The sequence below is a fragment of the Bartonella sp. AA81SXKL genome (assembly GCF_042196945.1).
GTDB lineage: Bacteria > Pseudomonadota > Alphaproteobacteria > Rhizobiales > Rhizobiaceae > Bartonella.
Genome location: NZ_JBHIRH010000225.1, coordinates 1 through 730 on the forward strand (window position 1 = coordinate 1; position 730 = coordinate 730).

Sequence of the window (730 nt, forward strand, 5' to 3'; positions counted from 1 at the left end):
TGCAATTTCTTTATGTGAGAGAGGTGTTTTTTCTTTTTCAGGTGTAAGGGACTTTTGCTGATTTTCAGTTGTTTGCTCTCTCGTTGTTTTTTGCTCTGCATGAGAAGTAGGCAAAGTGCTCTCTTGTGTGTGTTTTTTGTGTGTTGTCACTGTGCGTGGTCGAGCACCAAGCCGCTCCCACTCAGTTTGCATGGAGGTTTGAGTAGTTTCTTGATGCGCGTCTGTTGGTGAGTGTTCAGGCAGTTTATGTGGTTTGGATAAAGTTTGTTGTTTTTGCAACTGTTTAGCCGGTTCAGCAGAAAGTTCTTGGCGACTTTGTTGTACTTGATATTCTTGTACAATATCCTCTTTTGCTTGTTTTACAGCATCTGCGTAACCTTCAATGGCGCTACAAAGGCAAGAAAGACTTGCTTCTGCGTGTCTGCGCGCATCATTTTTTATGCCAAGTATCCTCTTTCCTGCGAGCGGAGAAAAAAGACTAGGATTGTTTGCAACTTGCCATGAAAATTCTTCTCCCATATCGGGATTTTTTTGAATGTCTTCAATTCTGTACTGCAAAATATAAGGGTTGCCAAAAACAATTTTGCTCCAATATTGGACTTCTGTTTGGCTATATAGAACCGATGGCTCTGTTCGAATTCTGTCGGCAAGTTCCTGATTAGAGAGAGGTGCTCTCTCCTTTTCAGCGCTTTGCGTTCTGTGTGTTTGTTGTTCATCGCGGGTGTGTTCT

1 pseudogene is annotated in these 730 nt (G+C 42.3%); it reads right to left on the reverse strand.

The features are described 5' to 3' along the window. A pseudogene (gene bepF / locus ACFINZ_RS10740) lies at positions 1-730 on the reverse strand (T4SS effector BepF); the annotation flags it as partial.